The organism is Paracidovorax wautersii, from assembly GCF_031453675.1.
In the GTDB taxonomy this organism is placed as follows: domain Bacteria; phylum Pseudomonadota; class Gammaproteobacteria; order Burkholderiales; family Burkholderiaceae_C; genus Paracidovorax.
The window spans coordinates 758,046-776,371 of record NZ_JAVIZX010000001.1 but is presented as its reverse complement, the minus strand read 5'-3'; the positions used below and the strand labels follow the sequence as shown (position 1 = coordinate 776,371).

13 protein-coding genes are annotated in these 18,326 nt (G+C 71.5%); 8 read left to right on the top strand and 5 right to left on the bottom strand.

Annotated elements, in window-relative coordinates; genetic code table 11:
- Positions 1–3: 3 nt before the first annotated feature.
- Genes QE399_RS03550 through QE399_RS03540 form a run of 3 tightly spaced genes read right to left on the bottom strand, consistent with a single transcriptional unit; the run spans position 4 to position 3,707 of the window.
- Complete coding sequence (locus QE399_RS03550) at positions 4–933, bottom strand: branched-chain amino acid ABC transporter permease (RefSeq protein ID WP_309826157.1); 930 nt, start codon at positions 931–933, stop codon at positions 4–6.
- Positions 934–948: 15 nt separating this feature from the next.
- A complete protein-coding gene (locus QE399_RS03545) occupies positions 949–1,734 on the bottom strand; it encodes an ABC transporter ATP-binding protein (RefSeq protein ID WP_309826155.1) in 786 nt (261 codons plus the stop codon).
- Between the two features lie 26 nt (positions 1,735–1,760).
- Complete coding sequence (locus QE399_RS03540) at positions 1,761–3,707, bottom strand: AMP-dependent synthetase/ligase (RefSeq protein WP_309826153.1); 1,947 nt, start codon at positions 3,705–3,707, stop codon at positions 1,761–1,763.
- Between the two features lie 231 nt (positions 3,708–3,938).
- Between QE399_RS03540 and QE399_RS03535 the strand changes: the two genes are divergently transcribed.
- The 3 genes from QE399_RS03535 (at position 3,939) to QE399_RS03525 (ending at position 7,404) form a co-directional block, all read left to right on the top strand.
- Entirely contained in the window at positions 3,939–5,642 is a 1,704-nt protein-coding gene (locus tag QE399_RS03535) for an AAA family ATPase (protein ID WP_309826152.1), read from the top strand.
- Positions 5,643–5,645: 3 nt separating this feature from the next.
- Complete coding sequence (locus QE399_RS03530; protein WP_309826150.1) at positions 5,646–6,455, top strand: general secretion pathway protein GspB; 810 nt, start codon at positions 5,646–5,648, stop codon at positions 6,453–6,455.
- 181 nt (positions 6,456–6,636) lie between these two features.
- Positions 6,637–7,404 carry a Crp/Fnr family transcriptional regulator gene (locus QE399_RS03525; RefSeq protein ID WP_309826148.1) on the top strand — a complete coding sequence of 256 codons (768 nt, stop codon included), beginning with the start codon at positions 6,637–6,639 and terminating at the stop codon, positions 7,402–7,404.
- 65 nt (positions 7,405–7,469) lie between these two features.
- Here the strand turns inward: QE399_RS03525 and QE399_RS03520 are convergent, their stop codons facing one another.
- Complete coding sequence (locus QE399_RS03520; protein ID WP_309826146.1) at positions 7,470–9,152, bottom strand: methyl-accepting chemotaxis protein; 1,683 nt, start codon at positions 9,150–9,152, stop codon at positions 7,470–7,472.
- 321 nt (positions 9,153–9,473) lie between these two features.
- Between QE399_RS03520 and QE399_RS03515 the strand changes: the two genes are divergently transcribed.
- From QE399_RS03515 to QE399_RS03505, 3 genes are all read left to right on the top strand, one after another.
- Entirely contained in the window at positions 9,474–10,115 is a 642-nt protein-coding gene (locus QE399_RS03515) for a methylamine utilization protein (RefSeq protein WP_309826145.1), read from the top strand.
- Positions 10,112–12,466, top strand: coding sequence for a putative bifunctional diguanylate cyclase/phosphodiesterase (locus QE399_RS03510; protein ID WP_309826144.1), 2,355 nt, complete (start codon positions 10,112–10,114; stop codon positions 12,464–12,466). The genes QE399_RS03515 and QE399_RS03510 overlap by 4 nt, the downstream gene beginning before the upstream one ends.
- Before the next feature lie 506 nt (positions 12,467–12,972).
- Positions 12,973–13,701, top strand: a complete 729-nt coding sequence (locus tag QE399_RS03505) for a pseudouridine synthase (protein ID WP_309831917.1) — start codon at positions 12,973–12,975, stop codon at positions 13,699–13,701.
- A gap of 126 nt (positions 13,702–13,827) precedes the next feature.
- Here the strand turns inward: QE399_RS03505 and QE399_RS03500 are convergent, their stop codons facing one another.
- Positions 13,828–16,365 carry a PAS domain-containing protein gene (locus QE399_RS03500; RefSeq protein ID WP_309826142.1) on the bottom strand — a complete coding sequence of 846 codons (2,538 nt, stop codon included), beginning with the start codon at positions 16,363–16,365 and terminating at the stop codon, positions 13,828–13,830.
- Between the two features lie 121 nt (positions 16,366–16,486).
- Between QE399_RS03500 and QE399_RS03495 the strand changes: the two genes are divergently transcribed.
- Entirely contained in the window at positions 16,487–16,996 is a 510-nt protein-coding gene (locus QE399_RS03495; protein WP_309826140.1) for a sigma-70 family RNA polymerase sigma factor, read from the top strand.
- A 13-nt stretch (positions 16,997–17,009) separates the two neighbouring features.
- The gene (locus tag QE399_RS03490) at positions 17,010–18,107 is read left to right on the top strand and encodes a FecR domain-containing protein (RefSeq protein ID WP_309826138.1); all 1,098 of its coding nucleotides are present in this window, start codon (positions 17,010–17,012) and stop codon (positions 18,105–18,107) included.
- Positions 18,108–18,326 lie beyond the last annotated feature (219 nt).

Genomic DNA, 18,326 nt, shown 5'->3' with positions numbered 1-18,326 from the left:
GCGTCAGACGCGATCAATAATTTTGTCGCCGAACAGCCCTTGCGGCCGGACCAGCAGGAAGGCCAGGGCCAGCACATAGGCGAACCAGTTCTCGATGCCGCCGCCCAGGAACGGACCCAGGTAGATCTCGGAGAGCTTCTCGCCCACGCCGATCACCAGCCCGCCGACGATGGCGCCGGGCACCGAGGTGAGGCCACCCAGGATCACCACCGGAAAGGCCTTCAGCGCCACCAGCGAGATGGAGAACTGCACGCCCAGCTTGCTGCCCCAGATGATGCCGGCCACCAGCGCGACGATGCCGCCCACCGACCAGACGATCACCCAGATGCGCGACAGCGGAATGCCGATGGACTGCGCCGCCTGGTGGTCGTCCGCCACGGCGCGCAGCGCGCGGCCGGTGCGGGTCTTCTGGAAGAACACCGACAGCAGGGCCACCAGCATCGCCGCCACCAGCGCGGCGTAGAGGTCTTCCTTGGACAGCAGCAGGCCGCCTTCGAAGACGTTCTCCAGCACGATCATCGGGTCCTTGGGCATGCCGACGTCGATCTTGTAGGTGGCGCTGCCGAAGATGAGCTGGCCTGCTCCGTCGAGGAAGTAGGTGATGCCCAGCGTGGCCATCAGCAGCGTGATGCCCTCCTGGTTCACCAGCCGGCGCAGCGCCAGGCGCTCCACCAGCCAGGCCACGCCGATCATGCAGAGCACGGCCGCGCAGAACGCCATCAGGTTGGCCAGCAGCAAGCTGCTGAAGCCGAACCACTGCGGAAACCATTCCGCGAAGCGCGCCATCGCCAGGGCCGCGAACAGCACCATCGCCCCCTGCGCGAAGTTGAAGACCCCCGAGGCCTTGAAGATCAGCACGAAGCCCAGCGCCACCAGTGCGTAGAGCATGCCGGCCATCAGGCCACCGAATACCGTTTCGAGGAAAAATCCCATGCTTGACTCCCGGTATCAGTGGCTGGCGCCCAGGTAGGCGCGGATGACGTCTTCGTTAGCACGCACTTCTTCGGGTGCGCCGTCGCCGATCTTCTTGCCGTAGTCAAGCACCACCACGCGGTCGGAGATGTCCATCACCACGCCCATGTCGTGCTCGATCAGCACGATGGTGGTGCCGAACTCGTCGTTCACGTCGAGGATGAAGCGGCACATGTCCTGCTTCTCCTCCACGTTCATGCCGGCCATGGGCTCGTCGAGCAGCAGCACCTGCGGCTCCATGGCCAGCGCGCGGCCCAGGTCCACGCGTTTCTGCAGGCCGTAGGGCAGCTGGCCCACGGGCGCCTTGCGCCAGGCCTGGATCTCCAGGAAGTCGATGATGCGTTCGACCACCTCGCGGTGGCGGATTTCCTCGGCCACGGCCGGGCCCACGCGCAGGGCCTGCAGCAGCAGGTTGCTTTTGATCTTGAGGTTGCGGCCGGACATGATGTTGTCCAGCACGCTCATGCCCTTGAAGAGGGCCAGGTTCTGGAAGGTGCGTGCCACGCCCATCTCGGCCACCTGGCGGCTGTTCATGTGGTCGAAGGTCTTGCCGCGGAAGGTGATGGAGCCCTCGGACGGCGTGTACACGCCGTTGATGCAGTTGAGCATGCTGCTCTTGCCGGCGCCGTTGGGGCCGATGATGGAGCGGATCTCGTGCTCGCGCACATCGAACGAGATGTCGGTGAGCGCCTTCACGCCGCCGAACCGCAGGCTGATGTTGCGGACGTCGAGAATGACGTCGCCGATCTTCTTGGTGGTCATCTGCTGGTCTCTTCCCTGCGTCGGTCTCAGGCGGCCCGGCGGGCGGGGGTGAAGGTCTTGGCATCCATCAGCACCAGGTCGGCGCTGACGCGGCCGGTGCGGCCGTCCTCGAACTTCACCTGTGTCTCGATGAACTGCGAGGTGCGCCCGGCGTACAGCGCGTCCACCAGCACGCCGTACTTGTCTGCGATGAAGCCGCGGCGGACCTTGTTGGTGCGGGTGAGTTCGCCATCGTCGGCGTCCAGCTCCTTGTGCAGCACCAGGAAGCGGCTCACCTGGCTGCCGGCCAGGCGCTCGTCGGTGGCCAGGTCGGCGTTCACCTTCTCGATGCAGTCGCGGATCAGCTCGTACACCTCGGGCTTGGCCGCCAGATCGGTATAGCCGGCGTAGGGCAGGTTGCGGCGCTCGGCCCAGTTGCCCACGGCGTCGAAGTCGATGTTGATGAGCGCGCACACCTTCTCGCGCTGGTCCCCCAGGGCCACGGCCTCCTTGATGTACGGGAAGAACTTGAGCTTGTTCTCCACGTACTTGGGGGCGAACATGGCGCCGTCGTTGGCACCTCCGGAGAGGCGGCCCACGTCCTTGATGCGGTCGATGATCTTGAGGTGCCCCTGTGCGTCGAGAAAGCCTGCGTCGCTGGTGCGGTACCAGCCGTCTTCGGTCAGCACCTCGGCCGTGGCCGTGGGGTTCTTGTAGTACTCGCGCAGCAGGCCGGCCGACTTGACGAGGATCTCGCCGTTGTCGGCCACCTTGATCTCCACGCCGCGGATCGGCACGCCCACCGTATCGGCCCGGGCCTCGGTGTCGGGCTGCAGGCAGACGAACACGGCGGTCTCGGTGGAGCCGTAGAGCTGCTTGAGGTTGATGCCGATCGAGCGGTAGAAGGTGAACAGGTCGGGCCCGATGGCTTCGCCCGCCGTGTAGGCCACGCGCACGCGGGAAAAGCCCAGCGTGTTGCGCAGCGGGCCGTACACCAGCAGATCGCCGATGGCATAGCGCAGGCGGTCCAGCCAGCCCACGGGCTGGCCGTCGCGCAGCGCCGGGCCCACGCGGCGCGCGAGCGCCATGCAGGTGTGGAACATGCGGCGCTTGAGCGCGCCCGCGTCTTCCATGCGGATCATCACGCTGGTCAGCAAGCCTTCGAACACGCGCGGCGGCGCGAAGTAGTACGTGGGGCCGACTTCCTTCAGGTCGATGGTCACCGTGGCAGCCGATTCAGGGCAGTTCACCACGTAGCCGCAGGCCAGCCACTGCGCGTAGCTGAAGATGTTCTGGCCGATCCAGGCCGGCGGCAGGTAGGCCAGCACTTCCTCGTCGCTGCCCAGCCGGTCGAACTCGGCGCCGGCCTGGGCGCGGTCCAGCAGCGTGGCATGCGTGTGCACTACGCCCTTGGGGTTGCCGGTGGTGCCCGACGTGAAGAACATGGCGGCCACGTCCTGGGGCTGCGTCTCGGCCACCCGGGCGGCGAACCAGCCGCTTTCGCGCGCCAGCAGGGCCTGGCCGGCGGCGGCGAGCGCATCCAGCGCCTGCAGGCCGGGCTCGGCGTAGTTGCGCAGGCCGCGCGGGTCGTCATAGAAGATGTGCGTGACGGCGGGGCACTGCTCGCGGATCTCCAGCAGCTTGTCCACCTGCTCCTGGTCTTCCACCACGCAGAAGCGCACCTCGGCGTTGTTCAGCGGGTAGGCGCACTCGGCGGCCACCGCGTCCTGGTACAGCGGTACGGGGATGGCGCCCAGCGACTGCGCGGCCAGCATGGTGGCGTACAGGCGCGGCCGGTTGGCGCCGATCACCACCAGGTGCTCGCCGCGCTGCAGCCCCGCGGCATGCAAGCCGGCGGCCAGCCCTTCCACCAGCTGCGCCAGGGCCGACCAGCTGTAGGTCTGCCAGATGCCGTACTCCTTCTCGCGCAGCGCGGCGGCGGCGGGGCGCTCGGCCGCGTGGCGCAGCAGCAGTTGGGGGAACGTGGTGCTCATACCTCTCCTGGTGGGACGGTGTGGCGGGGCGGGCCGCCGCGGCGGCTGCGGGATGTGCCCCCGCTATGCAATGCATGGTAGGAAGCGCTTTGACGCTCCCATGTCTTCGCGACGACAATTTGCGGGAAACTCCTGACGGGTCTAACCCTGCCTCGCATCCCGGCGCACCGCTGCGCCGACGGTGGCCTTGCCCTGCGGGGCGTGCCACGCGGTGGCGGTATCCTCGCGGCCATGTACGTCCCGTTCTTCGGCCTGCAGCACGCGCCGTTCTCCATCGCCCCCGACCCCCGCTACCTGTTCATGAGCGAGCGCCACCGCGAGGCGCTGGCCCATCTGCTCTACGGGCTGGATGCGGGCGGCGGCTTCGTGCTGCTCACCGGCGACATCGGCACGGGCAAGACCACGGTGTGCCGCTGCTTCCTGGAGCAGATCCCGGCGCACTGCAACGTCGCCTACATCTTCAATCCCAAGCTCACGGTGAACGAGCTGCTGCGCTCGATCTGCGACGAGTTCGGCGTGGCCCATGCGCCGTCCACCCCGGGCGGCGAAACGGTCAAGGACTGCATCGACCCGCTCAATGCCTTCCTGCTGGCGCAGCATGCGGCCGGGCGCAACAACGTGCTGGTCATCGACGAGGCGCAGAACCTCTCGCCCGACGTGCTGGAGCAGCTGCGCCTGCTGACCAACCTGGAGACCAGCGAACGCAAGCTGCTGCAGATCATCCTGATCGGGCAGCCCGAGCTGCGCGGCATGGTGGCCGACCCCGCGCTGGAGCAGCTGGCGCAGCGCGTGATCGCCCGCTTCCACCTCGACGCGCTGAGCCTGCCCGAGACGCAGCAGTACATCGCCCACCGCATGGCCGTGGCGGGCCTGGCCGGCCCCGTGCCGTTCGACCGCCGTGCGCTGCAGCGCGTGCATGCGCTGTCACGCGGCGTGCCGCGGCGCATCAACCTGCTGTGCGACCGGGCCTTGCTGGGCGCCTACGCCAGCGGCACGCGCACGGTGACCGAGCCCATCGTGCAGCAGGCCGCGCAGGAGGTGTTCGGCCCGGCGGCCCCGCGGCCCACGGGGGGCGCTGCGCGCTGGGCCCTGGCCGGTGGCGCCGCGGTGGCCGGCGCGGCGGCCATGGCCGGCGTGGTCTGGGCACTGGGCGGCTGGGCCGGCGGAACCGGCGGGAGCAAGTCGCCCGGGCAGACGTCCGTGGTGGCTGCGGCCCGCGTGCCGGCCACCAGCGCGTCGGCGGCCAGCGCCGCCGGGGGCGCGGCCGCCGCGCCGCTGCCGGACGCCGCGGCTCTGCAGGCCTTCCTGCAGCAGCAGCCCTGGGATGAGGCCGGCGCGCTGCGCACCCTGGCCGCCGCCTGGGGCACCCCGCCGGTGGCTGCCGGCGCTGATCCCTGCGCCGCCATGTTGGGTGAGGGCCTGCGCTGCTACCGCAACCGCCGCGCAGGCTTGGCCCTGGTGCGCCAGCTCGACCGGCCGGTGGTGTTGACGCTCTTCCCGGCAGGCACCGGCAGCGCCGGGGGCGTGGGCGTGCTGCTGCGCCGCCTGGACGGTGACACCGCCACGCTGGAAGGCGGTGGCGGACGCACGGTGCAGGTGCCCGTGGCCGCGCTGGGCCCGCTGTGGCAGGGCGACATCGCCACCTACTGGCGCGCGCCGCCCGGCGTGCCCGACGGCAGCGAACGCGCCGACACCCCGGCCGCCCTGGCCTGGCTGGACCAGCAGCTGGCCGCCGCCGTCGCCGGCACAGGCCCGGCCGGCGCCGCCTCGGCCCCCGCCCGGGTGTCGGCCGGCGCCGAGGCGCGCCGCGCCCGCATCCACCGCTTCCAGGTCGCCCAGGGCCTGGTGCCGGACGGCCAGGCCGGCCCCCTGACCCTCATGCTGCTCAACCGCGCCGCCGGTGTGAGCGAACCGCGCCTGCGCGCAGGAACCTGATCCATGTCCTACATCCTCGACGCGCTGCGCCGCGCGGAAACCGAACGCAGCCGCGGCGCCGTGCCCGGGCTGCACTCCCAACCCGCGCCCGTGCCCGATGGCCCGTTGCCGCCCAATGCCGCGGGCGGGCGCCGCACGGCGCTCGTCGCCGCCCTGGCGCTGCTGGCCGCGGCGGCGGCCGGCGCCGGCTGGTGGCTGCAGCGGCCTGCCGCGGCACCGGCGGGCGAGCGGGTGGTGCTGGCGGCGCCGCCGTCGGCCCCAGCCCCGGTGGCCGAAACGGCACCGGCACCCGCACCCGCAACGACGGGAGTACCAGCGACCACGGGCACGGGTACGCAGCCGTCCACGCGCACTGCCACGGCGGTGCCGCCGGCGCCGGCCCCTGCGCCGGTGAAAGCCGAGCGACCGCCCGCCCCGCCGCTCCGCCAGGCCCCCGTGCCCGCGGCCGCGCCCGCTCCGCGCGCGCAGCCCGCCGCGCCGGCCGAGCGCGCGCGGGCGGAAGACGCCGGGCGGCCCGCCGCTGCAGGGAACGGTCCCGCTGCCACCCCCGAACGGGCTGCGCCCGCGGCCCGCGTGACGGGCACCGTGTTCGCGCAGGACGACCTGCCCCAGGCCGTGCGCGCGCAGTTGCCCAACCTGCAGATCGCCGGCGTGACCTATTCCAGCAACGCGGGCTACCGCATGGCCATCGTCAACGGCCAGGTGCTGCACGAGGGCGACCAGGCCGCGCCCGGGCTGCGGCTGGAGCGCATCGAACCCGAACGCACGGTCTGGTCGTTCCAGGGCTATCGCTACGGCATGCCGTCGCGCTGATGGCGCGGGTGGTATGGGCAAATATGCCGCCCAGCCCAATGGATATAAGCGCCACCAGCTATTAATTTGATAGTTCTGCTTTGGGGCGCGCCGCGGCCGGTGTCCTCGGCCGCCGCGAACGGGCTGGCCATCGTGGTAATCCCGGTGCCGCAGGCGCGCTCTCCTGCGCCATGCTCCGCGCATGAACCAGGACGCATCCCTTCACCAGCGCCGGCGGCCGCCCTCGGAGCGGGAGCTGGACGGCATTCCGTGGCTGGCGTCGCTGCTGCCGGCCGAGCGCGCCTGCGCCGTCGAGGCGCTGCTGGTGGGCGATGCGCTGGCCGGCGATTACGTCTGCCGCATCGGCCGACCCGTGACCTACTGGTTCGGCGTGGTCGAGGGGCTGCTCAAGATGAGCACCGACAACGAGCAGGGCCAGACCATGACCTTTGCCGGCATCCCGCCGGGCGGCTGGTTCGGCGAGGGCACGGCCGTCAAGCGCGAGCCCTACCGCTACAACATCCAGGCGCTGCGCAGGAGCGTGGTGGCGGGCCTGCCGATCGACACCTTCCACTGGCTGCTGGACCATTCCATCGGCTTCAACCGCTTCGTGATGAACCAGCTCAACGAGCGGCTGGGGCAGTTCATCGCCGCGCGCGAGATCGACCGCATGGCCAACCCGGACGTGCGCGTGGCGCGCAGCCTGGCCGCCTTGTTCAACCCGGTGCTCTACCCGGGGCTGGGCGAGGTGCTGCGCATCACCCAGCAGGAGCTGGCGTACCTGGTGGGCCTGTCGCGCCAGCGCGTGAACGAGGCGCTGGCCGCACTGGAGGCGCAGGGCGCCATCCGCGTGGAGTACGGCGGGCTGCGCGTGCTGGACCTGGAGGCGCTGCGCAGCGGCGGCTTCGTCACCCGCGGGAGCCGGCGGGACGCTTCGGCCGATGGGGCGGCCGCGGCGGCCGCTGCGTGAACCGGCCGGACCGGGCCTGAACCGCTGGGCCTGCGGCGCCCGTCCAGGGGGGCGCCGCAGGGCGTTCAGCGTGCCAGAGCGGGCCGCTGGGGCGCCCGGCCCAGGGCGGGCGTGGCGGGTGGTGCCGGCGTGGCGTCGGCCGGTTCCCAGTCGCGGGCGCCGGCGGCTTCGCGCGTGAGGCGGAAGTTGCCCACCACGCGCGTCAGGCGCGCGGCCTGCTCCTTGAGGCTGTCGGCGGCGGCCGAGCTCTGTTCCACCAGCGCCGCGTTCTGCTGCGTCATGTTCTCCAGCGTGCCCATGGACTGGCTCACCAGGCCGATGCGTTCGCTCTGCTCCTGCGCGGCGGCGGTGATCTCGCCCATGATGTCCGAGACGCGGCGCACCGACTGCACCAGCTCCTGGATGGTGGCGCCGGCGTGGTTCACCTGCGCGCTGCCCTCCTGCACATGGGTGGCGCTGGCCAGGATCAGGGCCTTGATCTCGCGCGCGGCCTCGGCACTGCGGCCGGCCAGGCTGCGCACCTCGCCCGCCACCACGGCGAAGCCACGGCCCTGCTCGCCGGCGCGGGCCGCTTCCACGGCCGCATTGAGCGCCAGGATGTTGGTCTGGAAGGCGATGCCGTCGATGACGCTGATGATGTCGGCGATCTTGCGCGAGCTGGCGCTGATGGTGTCCATGGTCTGCACCACCTGCGAGACCACGGCGCCGCCGCGCGTGGCGGCGTCGGAGGCCGTCGCCGTCATGTGGTTGGCCTGGCGAGAGGCATCGGCGCTCTGGCCCACCGTCTGCGTCACGTCGCCCAGCGCGGAGGCGGCCTCCTGCAGGCTGCGCGACGTGCTCTCGGTGCGCTGGCTCAGGTCGAGGTTGCCCGAGGCCACCTCGGAGCTGGCCAGCAGGATCGAGTCCGCCGCCGCGCCGATCTCGCCCACCAGGGCGCGCAGCCGCTCCTGCATGGCGGCCACGGCTTCCAGCAGGCGGCCCGTTTCGTCGTGGATGCGCACCTCCACCTGCGAGGTGAGGTCGCCCCGGGCGATGCGCTCGGCCACCACCACGGCGCGGCCGATGGGCGCGGTGATGCTGCGCGTGGTGCGCCAGGCGATCAGGGCGCCCAGGGCCAGTCCCAGCGCCACCAGCGCGCCGCTGACCAGGCGGGCCCGGCCCTGCGTCTGCTCGGCGGCTGCCACGGCCTCGGCGTTCTCCGTGTTCTGCAGCTCGATCATCTCGGCCAGCTTGGCGCGCCACTTCGCCTCGACGGGCGCCAGCCGCGTCATCAGGCCCAGCGTGGCGCTGACGGTGTCGCCATCGTTGGTGGCCTTGATGGCGGAATCCAGCTCGGGGCGGGCCTGCTGCGCCAGGGCCTGGATCTCGGCGAACAGCTGGCGCTCGGCGGCGCTGGCGTGTGCGCTGTCGCCCAGCAGTTTTTGCAGTTCGGCCTGCTGGCGGGTGTACTGCTCCATCGACCGTCCCACGGCAGCGGTCTGTTCGGCGGCGCTCTTAGGGTCGACCTCGTTGAGCATGGCGGCCGATCGGCTCTGCAGGCCCAGCGCGCTGGTGCTCTCCAGCATGCTGTTGACCAGCCGCATCTTGGTGGCGCTGGGGCCCGTCATCTCCCGCAGCTGGCCCTGCATCTGCGCGACCGACAGCTGGCCGACGCCGGCTACGGCGATCACCAGCAGCAGCATGCCGCCAAAGCCCAGCCCGAGCCTCCATGAAATGGACAGGGACCTGAAACGGGCGACGAACGACATGGTGGAATCCTTGGGAAGCAGTACGCGGGAAAGCAGAATGAGCGCAGCAAAAACAGTGCCTGCGTACCCGGCCATCGACAGGGCCGCAGGCACGCAGGCTCTCCGCTCCTGTTACAAAGCGGCAGGCGAGCGCGCGGGGCGGATGGTAAGCCCCTTCGCGCCGGTGGCGTATGACAGTGCTTTCCATGTGGACATCGTGGCGCTCATGGTGCATGCACAGTTAGCTACATTATCAATAGCAGTTGATTCGCGGCTGGTTTTGGTGCAACCTGCTGCGGAGCCTGCGGCACGCGACGGGCGTTGTTACATTTTGGGGGCGTCATGCATCGTGGTTCGGGCGGATGGCGGCGGTGGGCGCAGGCCGTGGGGGCACTGCTGCTCGCGGGTGCGGCGGCGCATGCGATCGGAGCCACCGTGCAGGTGGCAGTTCAGGACGGCAGCGGCAAGCCGCTGGCAGGCGCCATCGTGTTCCTGGAGTCGGCCGAGGCGCGCAAGCTGGTCCGCCCGGCCCAGGGCGTGGAGATGGTGCAGCAGAAGCGCCAGTTCGTGCCCGACGTGATGGTGATCCCGGTCGGCACCGAGGTGCGCTTTCCCAACCACGACACCGTGCGGCACCACGTGTACTCGTTCTCTCCGGCCAAGAAGTTCGAGCTCAAGCTGTACGCGGGCACACCCGCCAACCCCGTGCTGTTCGACCAGCCCGGCGTGGTGGTGCTGGGCTGCAACATCCATGACCAGATGGTGGCTTGGCTGCTGGTGGTCGACACGCCGTTCTACGCCCAGACCAGTGCGGCCGCGCCGGTCGCCCGGCTGGACAAGGTGCCGCCCGGCGCATACCGCCTGCGCGTGTGGCATGCCGGCCTGCCGGTCGGCGCGGCGCCGCACGACCAGGCGATCACCGTGACCGAGGCCGCCACGGCCGCTGCGCCGCTGGTGGTCAAGCTGCAGGGGGCGGCGCCGTGAAGCAGGCCCGGCTGCGCAGCAGCCTGATCGTGCGGCTGGTGGGGCTGTCGCTCCTGCTGCTGCTGGTCGTGCAGGTGGCGGGCTTCACCGTGGTGCGGGCCTCCATCGAGCAGAACGCCCGCAGCCAGGTGGCGCAGGCGCTGGACCTGGACGAGAACGTGTGGCGCCGGCTGGTGGAGGAGAACGCCGAGCGGCTGCAGCAAAGCGCCACCCTGCTGGCGGCGGACTACGGCTTCCGTTCGGCCGTCAATTCTGGCGAGGTGGAGACCATCCAGTCGGTGCTGGAGAACCACGGCCAGCGGATCGGTGCGTCGGTGACGGCCTTGCTCGACACGCGCATGCACCTGGTCTCGGTCAGCCTGGGCCAGGGGTCCGACCGCTACGGGTCGGTGCTCACCGAGGTGATCCCGGCCTTGTCGCAGCAGTTCCAGGGCAGCCAGATCGTGGTGATGGACGGGCGGCCGTACCAGTTCGTGCTGGTGCCTTTGCGCGCGCCGGTGGTGATCGGCTGGGTGCTGATGGGCTTTCCGGTGAGCCAGGCGCTGGCCGATGAAATGAAGCAGCTGCTGTCGGTGGACGTGGCGGTCCTGGTCACGGGGGCGCAGGGCGGCACCACGGTGCCGGTAAGCACGCTGCCCGCGCAGGCCATGGACGTGCTGCGCGAACGCGGTCCCGTGGCGGAGTTGGCGACGCGGGACGGCACGCTGCTGGCGCGCCCGGTGCCCCTGCCCAGCGTCGGTGGCGACGTGCAGACGCTCATCCTGCGGTCCGTCGACCAGGTGCTGGCCCCGTACCGCCGGCTGCAGGTGCTGCTGGGCGCGATCACGCTGGGCGGCGTGCTGCTGTTCGCCCTGGGCACCGGGGCCATGGCGCTGCGCCTGGCGGTGCCGCTGCGCTCGCTGATCGAGGCCACGCGCGGCCTGTCGCGCGGTGACTACGCCGTGCCCATGGGCCACACCCGGCGCAAGGACGAGATCGGCACGCTGGCGCGCTCGTTCGACCGCATGCGCATCGACATCGCCAGCCAGCAGGCGGAGATCCAGCACCTGGCCGACACCGACCGCCTCACCGGCCTGCCCAACCGGGAGCGCTTCCGCCGGGCGCTCATGCAGGCCATCGCCGCCGGAGAGGACGGCAGCGCCGCTGCGCCGCTCGCGGTATTGACGCTCGACCTGGACCGCTTCAAGCATGTGAACGAAGTACTGGGCTATGCCATGGGCGACCGGCTGCTGCGGGCCGTGGCCGAGCGCATCCGCCAGCAGGCGCGCTCGCCGCAGGACGTGGTGGCGCGCCTGGGCGGGAACGAGTTCGCCATGCTGATGCCGCAGGCCGATGCGGCAGCCGCGCGGGAGATGGCGCAGCGCATTGCCCACGCCTTCGAGACGCCGCTGGCCTTCGACGACCAGACCATCGACCTGAGCGCCGGCATCGGCTTCGCCTGCTGGCCCGGTCCCGCTGCCGATGCCGACACGCTGCTCAGCCACGCCGAGATCGCCATGTACGCGGCCAAGCGCCGGCTCAGCGGCGCGCAGCAGTACGACGCCTCGCTGGACTCGACCAGCCCGGAGACGCTGTCGCTGCTGACCGAGCTGCGCCGCGCCATCGACCGCGATGAACTGCGCCTGTACCTGCAGCCCAAGGTATCGCTCAACGGCCAGCCGGGCACCGCCGCCGAGGCGCTGGTGCGCTGGCAGCACCCCGAGCGCGGCCTGGTGCCGCCGATGCTGTTCATTCCGTTCGCCGAGCAGACGGGCTTCGTGCGCCAGCTCACGCTGTGGATCTTCGGGCAGGCGGCGGCCCTGCTGGCCGATCCGCGCGTGCGGAGCCTGGGGCTGCGCATCTCGGTCAACCTGTCCACGCGCGACCTGCTGGACCCGGAGCTGAGCCACAAGCTGGGCGCGTTGCTGGAGCGCCATGGCATCGGTGCGTCGCAGTTCTGCCTGGAGATCACCGAGAGCGCGATCATGGACGACCCGCAGCGTGCCGAGGCCATGCTCAACCGCCTGTCCGAGCAGGGCTTCAAGCTGTCCATCGACGACTTCGGCACCGGCTACTCGTCGCTCGGCTACCTCAAGCGGCTGCCGGTGGACGAACTCAAGATCGACAAGTCGTTCGTGATGGGCATGGCCACCGACGACGGCGATGCGCAGATCGTGCGCTCCACCATCGACCTGGCCCACAACCTCGGCCTCACCGTGGTGGCCGAGGGGGTGGAGACGGCCCCCATCCTGGAGCGGCTGCAGGCGCTGAGCTGCGACGACGCGCAGGGCTACTACATCAGCAAGCCGCTGCCGGTGGAGGCGTTCCTGGCCTGGCACGACGGCGGCGTCGCTGCGGGCGCGAGACAATAGGGCCCATGCCCGATACGCCGTCCCGCCCTCCCGCTTCCGCCCCCTCCGCTGCCCCTACGCCGGCCGACGCCTCCCAGCCGGCGCGCGCCACGCTGCGCCGCCCCGAAGGCTCGGCGCCCGTCCAGCCCCCGGTGCGCCGGGGCGCCACCCCGGCACCGGCGCCCGCGCGCGCGCCGGCACGGGCCCAGCCGGGCGCGCGGCCCGGACCGCGCTCCGCGGTCCCGCCTGGTTCGCCGCGCTCCGCAGTGCCTTCCAGTTCACCGCGCTCCGCGGCGCCTTCGAATGGACCGCGTTCCGCTGCGCCAGGAGGCTCCGCGCGACCCGCCGCGCCGGGCGGCTTCGGCCGGCCCGCCGCCCCGGGTGCGCCCGCGCGGCCGGCGGGGCAGGGCGGGGCCGCACGCCCCGCGGCCGGTGGTGCCCCGGCGCGGGCGCGCGTGGCCCCGGGCGCGCCGTCGAGGGCCGCGGCCCCGGTGGCGGTCGGCGACACGCTGCGCCTGAACAAGCGCATGGCCGACCTGGGCCTGTGTTCGCGCCGCGAGGCGGACGACTGGATCGCCCAGGGATGGGTCAAGGTCAACGGCGTGGTCGCGCCCATGGGGCTGCAGGTCATGCCCACCGACCGCATCGAGGTGGAGCGCGTGGCGCAGGGCTTCCAGGAGCAGAAGGTCACCATCCTGCTGCACAAGCCCATGGGCTATGTGAGCGGCCAGGCGGAGGACGGCCACACGCCCGCCGTGGCGCTGATCAACCCGCGCACGCACTGGCGCGAGGACCCGAGCCGCAACCGCTTCTCGCCGCCGCAGCTGCGCGGCCTGGCGCCGTGCGGCCGGCTCGACATCGATTCCGTCGGCCTGCTGGTGCTCACGCAGGACGGCCGCGTGGCGCGCCACCTGATCGGCGAGGATTCGTCGGTGGACAAGGAATACCTGGTGCGCGTGCAGTACGGCGATGTGGTCACCGACGTGCAGGCCGCCTTCCCGCGCGAGCAGCTGGCGCGGCTGTGCCACGGCCTGTCGCTGGACGGCCAGGCGCTCAAGCCCGCCAAGGTGGAGTGGCAGAACCCCGAGCAGCTGCGCTTCGTGCTGACGGAGGGCAAGAAGCGCCAGATCCGCCGCATGTGCGAGCTGGTCGGCCTGAAGGTGGTGGGCCTCAAGCGCATCCGCATCGGCGGCGTGGTGCTGGGCAACCTGCCGGCGGGGCAGTGGCGCTACTTGGGGCCGAACGAGCGGTTCTGATCAAAAAGAGGAGCGACTTGCGCTTGCTGGCAAAGGACTTCAGCATCGTTTGATATTGAATCCCTTAGAAAATAAGCGCAAGCAGCTATCAATTTTGAGGCGGTCCGCCGTTGCGCAGCGCTCCGGTCAGCTGCCCGCAGGTTGGAGCCCGGTGTGGGGCGCGTCCAGCGCCTCGCGCACCCGCACCGCCAGGTCTTCCAGCGTGTAGGGCTTGCCGATCAGGCGCACGCCGGCGTCCAGCACGCCGTTGTGCACCACGGCATTGCGCGTGTAGCCGGTGGTGAACAGCACCTTGAGCTGCGGGCGGCGGCGCAGTGCCTCTTCGGCCAGCTTGCGGCCGTTCACGTCGGGCATGACCACGTCGGTGAAGAGCAGGGCGATCTCCGGATGCGCGTCGATGAGCTTCAGTGCGGCCGCGGCGCCGTCGGCCTCCAGCACGCGGTAGCCGAGCAGGCCGAGCGCATCCACGGACAGCTGCCGCACGGCCGGCTCGTCCTCCACGACCAGCACCCACTCCTGCGCATCGCCGCGCGGCAGCGCCGCGTCGCCGCCGGCCGCGGCCTCTTCTTCGAGGGCCGGGTCCACCCGCCGCGGCAGGTACACCTTCACGGTCGTGCCTGCGCCCACTTCGGAGTAGATCTTGACGTGCCCGCTCGACTGCTTGATGAAGCCATACACCTGGCTCAGGCCCAGCCCCGTGCCCTTGCCCACCTCCTTGGTGGTGAAGAAGGGATCGAAGGCCTTGGCGATCACCTCGGGCGGCATGCCGGCGCCGGTGTCGCTCACAGCGATCAGCACGTACTGGCCGGGCGCCACGCCCAGGTGCTCCGCGGCGTAGCGCTCGTCCAGGTGGGCGTTGGCGGTCTCGATGGTCAGGCGCCCGCCGCCATCGGCCAGATCGCCCATGGCGTCTCGGCCGTTGACGGCCAGGTTGAGGATGACGCTCTCCAGCTGGTTGCGGTCGGCATGGATGCGCCACAGGCCGCCGGCGAGCACCGTCTCCAGCCGGATCGCGCCGCCCAGCGAGTGGCGCAGCATGTCCGACATGCCGGCGACGAGCTGGTTGGCATCCAGCGGCACCGGGCTGAGCGGCTGCCGTCGCGAGAAGGCGAGCAGCCGCTGCGTGAGTTGCGCGGCGCGCCGGGCGCCGTCGCGGGCCGCGTCGATGTAGCGCTTGGCGCGCGGCTCGCCGGCGGCGAAGCGGCGGTCCAGCAGCTCCAGCGAGCCCAGCACCACCGCCAGCATGTTGTTGAAGTCGTGCGCGATGCCGCCGGTGAGCTGGCCCACGGCCTCCATCTTCTGGGCCTGGCGCAGGGCCTCCTCGGTCTTGAGCCGCTCGGCCACCTCGCTGGCCACGCGCTGCTCCAGCTCGTTGTTCAGCTCGCGCAGCGCGCGCTCGGCGCGGTGGCGCTGCGTCACGTCCTGGAACAGCACGGCCACCTGGCGGCGCTCCACGGGCTCCACGCGGAAGGCCGCCAGCTCCAGGTAGCGGCCGGTCTTGACCAGTTCGCGCTCGAAGCGCACCGGCTCGCCCGTGACCAGCACCTTGCGGTAGATCTCCACCCACGCGTCGGCTTCCTGGGGCACCATGTCGCGCACGCGCTGGCCCACCACGTTGGCGATGCCGGCGTTGGCCTGGTAGGCCGGGTTGGCCGAGACGTGCACGTAATCGCTCAGCGGACCGTGCGGCCCGTCGAGGAACTCGATCACGCAAAAACCCTCGTCGATGGTCTCGAACAGCGTGCGCAGCTGGCGTTCGCTCTCGTACAGCGCCAGCTCGGTGGCCTTGCGGGCGGTCAGGTCGGTGGCCGTGCCGAACCACTCCGTCACCTCGCCCTGCGCATCCAGCAGCGGCATGGCGCGCGACAGGACCCAGCCGATGCTGCCGTCCACGCGGTACACGCGGTGTTCCAGCTCCAGCAGGCCGCGCGTCGCCATGGCCTCGGCGATGGCCGCGCGCACGCGGTCGCGGTCCTCGGGCGCCACGTACTCTTCCACCCAGTGGGCGGTCGGCTCCGCGGTGTCGGCCACAAAGCCCTGGCCGTTGACCTCGAGCAGGCGGCTCCAGTCGGCGTTCATGCGGTAGACGGCATTGGCAGTGGCCAGCGTCAGCGCCTTCAGGCGCGACTCGCTCTCGGCCAGCTGGCGCTGGGCCAGCATCTTGTCGGTGGTTTCCCAGACGGTGCAGAGCACGCCTTGCACGCGCCCGTCCTCGTCGCGCAGCGGCGTGTAGGAAAAGCTGAACCAGGCGGGTTCGTCGTGGCCGCGCCGGTTCACCACCAGCGGCAGGTCCTCGCGGTACAACGCCTGGCCCGCCAGGGTCGTGGCCACCAGCTCGCCCACGTCCGGCCAGACCTCGGCCCAGACGGCGTCCAGCGGCGCGCCCATGGCCCGGGGATGCTTGCCGCCCAGCATGTCCGCGTAGGGCCCGTTGTAGACCATGCCCAGGCGCGGCCCCCAGGCCAGCCACATCGGCGCCACCGAGTCCATCACCTGGGACACCGCCGCCCGCAACGGCCGCGGCCAAGCGGCGGGATCGCCAAGCGAAGAGTGGGCCCAGTCCGTCCCGCTCAGCAACGGGTGCGTGGGCGTGCCGTCGGGCAGGAAATGCGGCGCGGTGGCGGAGAGGCCGCCAGGGCCGGGGCGGGGCACGCGATCGTTCATGTGAGCGAATGTACATCGGGCCATCGCCGCCGTAGCGTGGTTCTGCCCGGTGCCGCAGGGTGGCACGTAGAATGCGAACCATTCTCAAGTTGACGCGCGGCGTGGCCGCAACCTGTTCCCCGTGACCGCCTCTTCGCCTGCCGCTCCGGCCGATCCCGTCCACACCCTGTACGTCGAGCACCACGGCTGGCTGCAGGCCTGGCTGCGCGGCAAGCTGGGCAATGCGTTCGAGGCGTCGGACATCGCGCACGACACCTTCGTCAACGTCATTGCCTCCGGCATGGCGGCACGCATCGAGCAGCCGCGGCCATTCCTGTCCACCATCGCCAAGCACCTCGTCATCCGCCACTACCGGCGGCGCGTGCTGGAGCGCGCCTACCTCGACGCGCTGGCGCTGATGCCGGACGGCCTGGCCCCGTCGCCCGAAGAGCGCCTGATCGCCCTCGAATCCCTGCAGGCGGTGGACCAGGTGCTGGACGCCCTGGCGCCCCGGGCGCGCGAGGCCTTTCTGCTGGCGCACCTGGAAGGCCTGACCTATGCCGCCATCGCCGAGCGGCTGGGCGTATCGATGACCTCGGTGAAGCGCTACCTCGCGCAAGCGCACCGTCAGTGCTTCCTCTTGATGTTCTGAACAGCAGGCCGCCATGCCCTCCCGAACCTCCCTTCCACGCCTGACCGTGCCCGCGCCGGGCGCGGTCAGGCAGCTTCGCGCGGGCGGCCAGCCATTGGACGCGGCCGTGGCTGGCGCCGCCGCCGACTGGTTCACGCTGCTGCGCTCCGGCGAGGCCACGGCCGCCGACCAGGCCCGCTGGCGCCAATGGCACGACGCCCACGCCGACCACGCCCGCGCGTGGCAGCACCTGCAGACCGTCACCGGCGCGCTGCCCGGCCTGAATGCCGGCGGCGCGGCCTACCGCAGCCTGTCGCCGCTGCACGGCTCGCGCCCCGTGGCTGCGCGTCGCCGCCTGCTGGGCGTGATCGCCGGCGTGGGCACGGCGGCCGGCGCCGGCTGGCTGGCCACGCGCACGCCGCAGTGGCAGCAACTGGCGGCCGACTACGCCACCGGCACCGGCGAACGCCGCCGCCACACCCTGCCCGACGGCACCGAACTGCTGCTGGGCACGCGCAGCGCCGTCGCCCTGCACTGGAGCGGTGCCGAGCGCCGCGTGCGGCTGCTGCACGGCGAGGCGCTGTTCACCACCGGCCACCCGGCGGGCGAGTGGGGCGCGCGCCCCTTCGTCGTCGAGACGGCCGAAGGCCGCGTGCGCGCGCTGGGCACGCGCTTTTCCGTGCGCCAGGACGATGCGTGGACGCGCGTGGCCGTGTTCGAGGGCGCGGTGGAAATCCGCCCCGCCAGTGCGGCCCCGGGCGCCGCGCCGCTGCGCCTGGACGCCGGCCAGGCCGCGGCCTTCGAGCGTACGCGCGCGCTGGCGCCGACCGTGGCCGGCGAGCGCGAGGCCGCCTGGAGCCGCGGCCAACTGTGGGTGGGCAACCAGCGGCTCGACGACTTCCTGGCCGAGCTGGGCCGCTACCGCCCGGGCTGGCTGCGCGCCGCGCCCGAGGTGGCGGGCCTGCGCTTTTCCGGCGTGTTCCCCTTGGATGGGGCCGACGCGCCCGGCGAGCCCGCCGACACCGATGCCGTGCTGGCCATGCTGCCCAATTCGCTGCCCGTGCAAGTGCGCTGGCGCACGCGCTGGTGGGTGGTGGTGGAGGCGGCGGCGGCGGAGCCCCGCGGGCCTTGATGTCGCAGAAACTTTCCTGGAGCGTTTTTGGCATCAAGCGCCTATGAAATAAGCGCAGGCAGCTATCGATAGCGTAGCGAAGGCGAAAAATTCCGCCCCAGGGTGACCCGATCGCGCGCGCCGCGCGTCCTTGTTCCGAGAGCTTTGTTCAACGCACCGGATTCAAGGAAACCCGCACACCATGCCTACGCACCACCGCCCGCGGCCCGCCCGCCGTTT

Bases quoted from the DNA above. Each gene is read 5' to 3' on its own strand.
- QE399_RS03550 (WP_309826157.1), bottom strand. From the start codon at position 933: ATGGGATTTTTCCTCGAAACGGTATTCGGTGGCCTGATGGCCGGCATG.
- QE399_RS03525 (WP_309826148.1), top strand. From the start codon at position 6,637: ATGAACCAGGACGCATCCCTTCACCAGCGCCGGCGGCCGCCCTCGGAG.
- QE399_RS03545 (WP_309826155.1), bottom strand. From the start codon at position 1,734: ATGACCACCAAGAAGATCGGCGACGTCATTCTCGACGTCCGCAACATC.
- QE399_RS03515 (WP_309826145.1), top strand. From the start codon at position 9,474: ATGCATCGTGGTTCGGGCGGATGGCGGCGGTGGGCGCAGGCCGTGGGG.
- QE399_RS03500 (WP_309826142.1), bottom strand. From the start codon at position 16,365: ATGAACGATCGCGTGCCCCGCCCCGGCCCTGGCGGCCTCTCCGCCACC.
- QE399_RS03505 (WP_309831917.1), top strand. From the start codon at position 12,973: ATGGCCGACCTGGGCCTGTGTTCGCGCCGCGAGGCGGACGACTGGATC.
- QE399_RS03535 (WP_309826152.1), top strand. From the start codon at position 3,939: ATGTACGTCCCGTTCTTCGGCCTGCAGCACGCGCCGTTCTCCATCGCC.
- QE399_RS03540 (WP_309826153.1), bottom strand. From the start codon at position 3,707: ATGAGCACCACGTTCCCCCAACTGCTGCTGCGCCACGCGGCCGAGCGC.
- QE399_RS03530 (WP_309826150.1), top strand. From the start codon at position 5,646: ATGTCCTACATCCTCGACGCGCTGCGCCGCGCGGAAACCGAACGCAGC.
- QE399_RS03520 (WP_309826146.1), bottom strand. From the start codon at position 9,152: ATGTCGTTCGTCGCCCGTTTCAGGTCCCTGTCCATTTCATGGAGGCTC.
- QE399_RS03490 (WP_309826138.1), top strand. From the start codon at position 17,010: ATGCCCTCCCGAACCTCCCTTCCACGCCTGACCGTGCCCGCGCCGGGC.